This window comes from Phenylobacterium sp. (genome assembly GCF_028290885.1).
Classification (GTDB): Bacteria; Pseudomonadota; Alphaproteobacteria; order Caulobacterales; family Caulobacteraceae; genus Phenylobacterium.
Genome location: NZ_JAQGIZ010000250.1, coordinates 34627 through 41458, shown reverse-complemented (window position 1 = coordinate 41458; position 6832 = coordinate 34627). Strand labels below are relative to the sequence as shown.

7 protein-coding genes and 1 tRNA gene are annotated in these 6832 nt (G+C 67.8%); 2 read left to right on the top strand and 6 right to left on the bottom strand.

Annotated elements, in window-relative coordinates; all coding sequences use genetic code 11:
• Both JWP28_RS17030 and JWP28_RS17025 read right to left on the bottom strand, forming a co-directional pair.
• Positions 1 to 587: 2-oxoacid:acceptor oxidoreductase family protein (locus JWP28_RS17030; protein WP_299544781.1), on the bottom strand; the 587-nt coding region annotated here is incomplete at its 3' end.
• On the bottom strand, positions 572 to 2314 hold the full coding sequence (locus tag JWP28_RS17025; RefSeq protein ID WP_299544780.1) for an FAD-dependent oxidoreductase: 1743 nt from the start codon (positions 2312 to 2314) through the stop codon (positions 572 to 574). The genes JWP28_RS17025 and JWP28_RS17030, both read right to left, overlap by 16 nt.
• A gap of 374 nt (positions 2315 to 2688) precedes the next feature.
• On the opposite strand from JWP28_RS17025, the gene JWP28_RS17020 reads away from it, so the two are divergent.
• Positions 2689 to 2862 (top strand): hypothetical protein, encoded by a 174-nt coding sequence (locus JWP28_RS17020; RefSeq protein WP_299544778.1) that lies wholly within the window; start codon positions 2689 to 2691, stop codon positions 2860 to 2862.
• A 175-nt stretch (positions 2863 to 3037) separates the two neighbouring features.
• Here the strand turns inward: JWP28_RS17020 and tig are convergent, their stop codons facing one another.
• Positions 3038 to 4396 (bottom strand): trigger factor, encoded by a 1359-nt coding sequence (tig, locus tag JWP28_RS17015; RefSeq protein ID WP_299544776.1) that lies wholly within the window; start codon positions 4394 to 4396, stop codon positions 3038 to 3040.
• A 200-nt stretch (positions 4397 to 4596) separates the two neighbouring features.
• Positions 4597 to 4681 (bottom strand) — tRNA-Leu (locus JWP28_RS17010).
• A gap of 98 nt (positions 4682 to 4779) precedes the next feature.
• Between JWP28_RS17010 and JWP28_RS17005 the strand changes: the two genes are divergently transcribed.
• On the top strand, positions 4780 to 6012 hold the full coding sequence (locus tag JWP28_RS17005) for a glycosyltransferase (protein ID WP_299544774.1): 1233 nt from the start codon (positions 4780 to 4782) through the stop codon (positions 6010 to 6012).
• Here JWP28_RS17005 and JWP28_RS17000 read toward each other — a convergent pair.
• Both JWP28_RS17000 and JWP28_RS16995 read right to left on the bottom strand, forming a co-directional pair.
• Positions 6009 to 6374 carry an I78 family peptidase inhibitor gene (locus JWP28_RS17000; RefSeq protein ID WP_299544773.1) on the bottom strand — a complete coding sequence of 122 codons (366 nt, stop codon included), beginning with the start codon at positions 6372 to 6374 and terminating at the stop codon, positions 6009 to 6011. The genes JWP28_RS17005 and JWP28_RS17000 overlap by 4 nt on opposite strands.
• Positions 6374 to 6832, bottom strand: coding sequence for a DNA polymerase III subunit chi (locus JWP28_RS16995; protein WP_299544771.1), 459 nt, complete (start codon positions 6830 to 6832; stop codon positions 6374 to 6376). Before JWP28_RS16995 ends, JWP28_RS17000 begins: the two co-directional genes overlap by 1 nt.

Below are 6832 nucleotides of genomic sequence, written 5' to 3'. Positions count from 1 at the left end.
TGCAGGGCCTCGACATTGGCTGAGATCAGCTTGGGCTTGGCGGCGAACTGTTCGGCCAGCAGGGTCTCGAACACCTCCGCGTCGATGCCCAGCAGGGCCGAGAGCGCCCCCACATAGATGATGTTCTTGAACAGCTGGCGTTCGCGCGGCAGCGCATAGGCCTCGTTGCACATGGCCGTCAGCGGCACGCCGATGACGGTGATGTCGTCGCGGAACTTGCCCGGCGGCAGCGGCTTCGTCGAGTCGTAGAACAGGTAGCCGCCGGGCTCGATCTCGGCCAGGTCGCGGTCCCAGGTCTGCGGGTTCATGGCCACCATCAGGTCCACGCCGCCCCGGCGGCCCAGGTGGCCGGCCTCGGTGATCCGCACCTCGTACCAGGTGGGCAGGCCCTGGATGTTGGACGGGAAGATGTTGCGCGCCGCCACCGGCACGCCCATCCGCAGGATCGACTTGGCGAACATGCCGTTGGCGCTGGCCGAGCCCGAGCCGTTCACATTAGCGAACTTCACCACGAAGTCGTTGACGGTCGCCGGCCCGGATTTCACCGCGCCAGATTTCGCCGGGCCAGATTTCACCGGGACTGACATGCCGCCCCCGCTTGGGTCATCTCGAGGGTGAAGCGCTGCATGTCCCAGGCCCCGGTCGGGCAGCGCTCGGCGCAAAGCCCGCAATGCAGGCAGACGTCCTCGTCCTTGACCATCACCCGCCCGGTCGGCAGCGAGCCGGAGACATAGAGCGGCTGGTCGACGTTGAGCGCCGGCGCCTTCAGCCGGGTGCGCAGATCCGCCTCCTCGCTCTCGACGGTGAAGGTGATGCAGTCCACCGGGCAGATGTCGACGCAGGCGTCGCACTCGATGCACAGGTTGTCGGCGAACACGGTCTGGACGTCGCAGTTCAGGCACCGCTCGGCCTCGCGGTAGCCGATCTCGCGGTCGAAGCCGAGCTCGACCTCCATCTTCACGTTCTTCAGCGCCACGGCCTTGTCACGCAGCGGCACGCGGTAGCGGCGGTCGTTGGCGATGTCGTTGTCATAGCTCCACTCGTGGATGCCCATCTTCTGGCTGACGAGGGAGAAGTCGGGCGGCGGCCGCTCGCTAACGTCCTCGCTGCGGCAGAACTTGTCGATGGAGATCGCAGCGTCATGGCCGTGCGCCACCGCCCAGATGATGTTCTTCGGGCCGAACGCCGCGTCGCCACCGAAGAACACTTCGGGGATCGTCGACTGCATGGTGATCGGATCGACCTTGGGCATGTCCCACTCGTCGAACTCCATGCCGATGCCGCGCTCCATCCAGGGGAAGGCGTTCTCCTGGCCGACCGCCACCAGCACGTCGTCGCATTCGTAGTGCTCGTCGGGCTCGCCCGAGGGGACCAGCTTGCGGCGACCTTTCTCGTCGAGCTCGGCCTTGACCACCTCGAAGGTGACGCCAGTCAGCCGGCCGTCCTTGTGAGTGAATTCCTTGGGCACGCGGTAGTTGAGGATCGGGATGTCCTCGTGGATCGCGTCTTCCTTTTCCCATGGCGAGGCCTTCATCTCCTCGAAGCCGGAGCGGACGATCACCTTGACGTCCTCCCCGCCCAGGCGGCGCGAGGTGCGGCAGCAGTCCATGGCGGTGTTGCCGCCGCCCAGCACGATCACCCGCCTTCCGATCTTGTCGATGTGGCCGAAGGAGACGGAGGACAGCCAGTCGATGCCGATGTGGATGTTGGCCCGCGCCGCCTCGCGCCCCGGCAGGTCGAGGTCGCGGCCGCGCGGCGCGCCGGAGCCCACGAAGATTGCGTCGTAGCCCTGGGCCAGCAGGCCCTTCAGGCTATCGATCCGCTCGCCCAGGCGAAGCGTCATGCCGAGCCCGGTGATATAGCCCACCTCCTCGTCGATCACTTCCTCGGGCAGGCGGAAGCGCGGGATCTGGCTGCGGATCATGCCGCCCGCCTTGGCGTCGCCGTCGAAGATGGTGACCTCGTAGCCCAGCGGCGCCAGGTCGCGGGCCACGGTCAGCGAGGCGGGACCGGCCCCCACCATCGCCACCCGCTTGCCGTTCGAACTCGCCGCCGGCGCGGGCAGCCTGGCGGTGATGTCGTCCTTGTTGTCGGCCGCGACCCTCTTCAGCCGGCAGATGGCGACCGGCTCCTCCTCGACGCGTCCGCGCCGGCAGGCGGGTTCACAGGGACGGTCGCAGGTCCGGCCCAGGATCCCCGGGAAGACGTTCGACGTCCAGTTGACCATGTAGGCGTCGGAGTAGCGGCCGTCCGCGATGAGGCGGATGTACTCCGGGACCGGTGTGTGTGCGGGACAGGCCCACTGACAATCCACGACCTTATGAAAGTAGTCGGGAGTCCACGTACTGGTACGTTGCAAAACCCTGATCCCTTCCGCGACGCTCTACTCCCGCGGCGGCAAAGGCGAACTCGGCTGGCGTACCAGAGCTGGCTGAGTGGGTCTTTAAGCCGTCACGACGCGGCGTTGTTCGTCAGGTTAGGCCCCGTTCGGCGGTCAAGCCAAGCCGATTCCTGAGCGTTGGTCGGTGATTTCGCGTCCCAAGCGGCCGAAAACGCGTTAAATCCCGCCCTGAGGTCACATCAAGCGAACGTGACGGTCCTTCCAGCATTTGTCGTGAGCGGCGACAAATCCTAATGATAGCTTAAGACCCGAGACCCCTCTGCCGCGAGGGCCTGGAGAAACGCCCGATGACCACGCCGCGCGACGTCGTCCCTGTTTCTGAGTCCTCGCCCTATTCCACAGCGCCGCTGGCCGAGCCGCTCGACGAGGACCTGGGCCCGCTCAGCCTGTTCCAGGAAATCAACGAACGCCGCGCCCGCGTGGAGAACGCCGAACTGTTGCAGCACCTCCGGGGGCTCTAAGTCCGCTCACAGCTTGTCATCCCGGTTTTCGCGCCAGCGAAAGACCGGGACCTATAGACACGAGTTCATCAGGACAGATTGCGGCCGCGACGCCGCGCGTCATCCGGAACCTATGACGCGTATAGGTCCCGGACAGCCGCTGCCGCGGCTTCCGGGATGACACCGGGTGGGGTGCTTAGTCCCCGTAGCCCGCCGGCAGGTCGTCGTCCTTCATCAGGTCTTCCTTGGAGACCTTCTGGTCCTTCACCTTGGCCTTGCCCACGATCAGGTCGACGACCTTGTCCTCGAAGATCGGCGCGCGCAGCTGGGCCTGGGCGTTGGCGTTCTGGCGGAAGAGGTCGAACACCTGCTGGGCCTGCGGGCCGTACTTCATGGCCTCCTGGCGCATGGCCTCGCCCAGCTCCTGCTCGGTGACCTGGACGTTGTTGGCCCGGCCGATCTCGGCCAGCACCAGGCCCAGGCGCACGCGGCGCTCAGCGATCTTATGGTATTCGTCCTTGAGCTTCTTGTCGGACTTCTTGAGGTCCTCGGGCGGCAGCTCGCCGGCCGCCTTGTCCTGCTCGACCTGCTGCCAGATCGAGGCGAATTCGGCCTCCACCATCTTCGGCGGCAGCGGGAAGTCGTGCTTGGTGTCGAGCTGGTCCAGCAGGGCGCGCTTCAGCTTGAAGCGGCTCGCGCCGGCATATTCCTTCTCCAGGTTGCCCTTCAGCAGCTCGCGCAGCTTCTCGAGGCTCTCGATCCCCAGGCGGGTGGCGAGCGCGTCGTCGGCGGGCGCATTCACCGGCGCCTTCACCTCCTTCACCTTGACCTCGAACACCGCCTCTTTGCCCTTGAGGTTTTCGGACTGGTAGTTCTCCGGGAAGGTCACCTTGACCTCGACGTCGCTGTCGGGCTTGGCGCCGACCAGCTGCTCCTCGAAGCCCGGGATGAACTGGCCCGAGCCCAGGACCAGTTCGGCGCCCTCGGCCGCGCCGCCTTCGAAGGGCACGCCGTCCAGCTTGCCCACGAAATCAATAACGAGCATGTCGCCGTCCTTGGCCTTCACGGCCTTGCCGGTCCTGGTCTCGTAGGTGCGGTTCTGCTTGGCGAGGTCGGCCAGCGCCTCGTCGACTTCCTTGTCGGTGGGCTCGTAGACCGGACGCTTCAGCGACAGGGTCGCGGGATCCACGGGTTCGAAGTCCGGCATCACGTCGACGGCGATCTCGTAGGCGAGGTCCGCCTTGCCATCGATCACCGCGTTCATGTCGCCTTCCGGCTTCAGGTCCGGGTCGCCGGCGGGGCGCAGCTTGTTGTCCGTGAGCACCTTCTGGGTGGTCTCGGTGAGGGTCTTTTCCACCACCTCGCTCATCAGCGCCTTGCCGTAGAGGCGGCGCACGTGGGCGGTTGGCACCTTGCCCGGGCGGAAGCCCTTGATGTTCAGGGTCGGCGTGATCTCGGCGATGCGCGCTTCCAGCGCCTGCGTCAGATCCGCGGCGGGCACCGTGACGCCGAACACGCGGCTCAGGCCTTCACCAGACTTTTCAACGATCTGCATCGACATTCTTCAACTTCCAGCCACTGCGCCGTCGGGCGCGTCCCGGCCACTTTCAGGATTGAAAACAAACGCCGCCGAGCCTTCGGCGGAGGGCGGGGGTTATGTCATGCCGGTCCTTCTTCGCCAAGGCTTCGAAGGACATCCGGCTTCGCACCCAACGCTGGGACCCGTCCTGCGAATCCCGAGAGGGCGAAGCAGGATGGTGCGGATGAGAGGACTCGAACCTCCACGCCTTGCGGCGCTGGAACCTAAATCCAGTGCGTCTACCAGTTCCGCCACATCCGCAACGACGGCTCCATTAGCCGGGAAGCCGGCGCCGGCCAAGCACCGATCCCCGCGGCGCGGCAGGTGACAGCCGCGCCGCGCGCAGGCAGAAGGCGGCCATGCCTGCAGGGGTCCTCTTCGTCCACAACAACTTTCCGGCGCAGTTCCGGGACCTCGCCCAGACGCTGATGGCCCGCGGCGTGCCCTGCGCCGCCATCGGCGCGTCCCGCGCGCCGGGCGTGCCGAACATGCCGATCGGCCGCTATGGCCTCGACCGCGGCACGACGCCCGACATCTTTCCCTTCGCTATCCGCGCCGAGGCCGACCTGATCCGCGGGGCCGCGGCCCTGCGCATGGCCAAGGCCCTGAAGGCGGAAGGATTCGATCCGGCGGTGATCGTCGGCCACCCGGGCTGGGGCGAGACCATCTTCCTCGACGAGGTGTGGCCGGACGCGCGCAGGGTGATGTTCGCGGAGTTCTTCTACCGCGGGCGTGGCCTCGACATCGACTTCGACAACGAATTCTTCGAGACCACCGAGGAGGCGGTCCTGCGGGGCAAGGCCAAGAACGCGGTCATGACCCTCGCCTTCACCGACGCCGACGTGATCGTCTCCCCCACCGAGTTCCAGGCCTCCGTCCTGCCGCCGGTCTTTCGGCCGCGCGTGCGGGTGATCCATGAAGGCGTCGACGTGGACGCGATCCGGCCCGGCCCCGCCGAGCCCCTCGCCCTGGCCGACGGCCGCGTCATCGCTCCCGGGGCGCCGGTGATCACCCACGTCAACAACCACCTGGAGCCGCTCAGGGGCCTGCACATCTTCGCGCGCGCCCTGCCCCGGCTGATGGCGGAGGTTCCGGACGCCCAGGTGCTGGTGATCGGGCAGGACACCGCCCGCCCCTACGGCGGCTCGGCGCCCGACGGCCGCACCTGGCGCGAGGTCGCCTTCGAAGGGCTCGACCTCGATCCGGCGCGGCTGCATTTCCTCGGCAAGACGCCGCACGCCCGCATGCTGCAGGCGCTCAGGCTCTCCACGGCCCACGTCTACTACACCTATCCCTTCGTGCTCTCCTGGTCGCTGGTCGAGGCCATGGCCAGCGGCTGCTATGTCGTGGCCTCCGACACCCCTCCGCTGCACGACGCCATCGAGGACGGGGTCAACGGCCGGCTGCTGCCGTTCTTCGACGTCACGGCGCTGTCGGACACGCTGATCGCCGCCTGTCGCGACCCGGAGGCCTCGGCCCCGCTGCGCGCCGCCGCCCGCGCCACGGCGGTGGCGAAGTTCGCCAGCCGCGACGGCCGCGCCGCCTGGCTCGCGCTGCTTCAGGAATTCGGACTGGAGATCCCAGCGGCCTAACCGCAGCGGATCTCCCTGATGATCCCCGTCCCGGCATCGAAGAAGAAGTTCAAGCGCTGGGGGCTGTAGTCGAGGGTCACCGGACAGGTCGTGCAGGCCACCCGCTGGCGATTCGGATCGACGGGGACCGGGATCTCAGTCCGTGGCCGGCCGACCAGGCCCTGCAGCTCCGACGCCCCGCACTGGTCCTTCACCGTCACCCGTGGCGGCGGCGTGGGCGCGCGGCTGCGCGGCGGTTGCGGGGTTTGCGGCGGCGCCGGAACCGGGGCCGGGGTCGGAGCCGCAGTCGGGGGCGCCCGCGTTGGATAGTTCGGCGCGCAGGCCGCCAGCAGCAGGGCCACGCCAAGCCAGGCTTTCCTCATCACGCCTGCTTCTCCCATCCGCGCGCCTGCTGCTTCCAGTAGGAAACCGAAACGCCGGTAGCCTTCGCCGCGCTCCATTGCGCCCGCGCCACCGCCAGCTGCGCCGCGTCCGCGCCGTCGAACAGCACGACGCAGCGCGCATAGTCGGAAAGCTCCCCCGGCTCGGCCCCGTCCACCAGGAAGAGGGCGTCCGCGCCGTTGGCGTTCTCGAACCCGGTGGTCAGCAGGATCGGCTGGCGCGCCGCGCCCGGCTCGTCGTCCGGCGCATGCGGCAGGAAGCTCTCGTCGCGATAGGCCCAGAGCCAGCTGTCGAGATGCTGCAGCTGCTCGGCCTCGCGCACCCGGACCAGCGCCTTCCAGCCGCGCTGCAGGGTCTTCTCCAGCAGTTCCGGCAGGGCCTGATCGAGCCCCGTCCGCTCCAGGTGGTAGAACCAGACTTCGGTCGCCGCCTCCGCCAC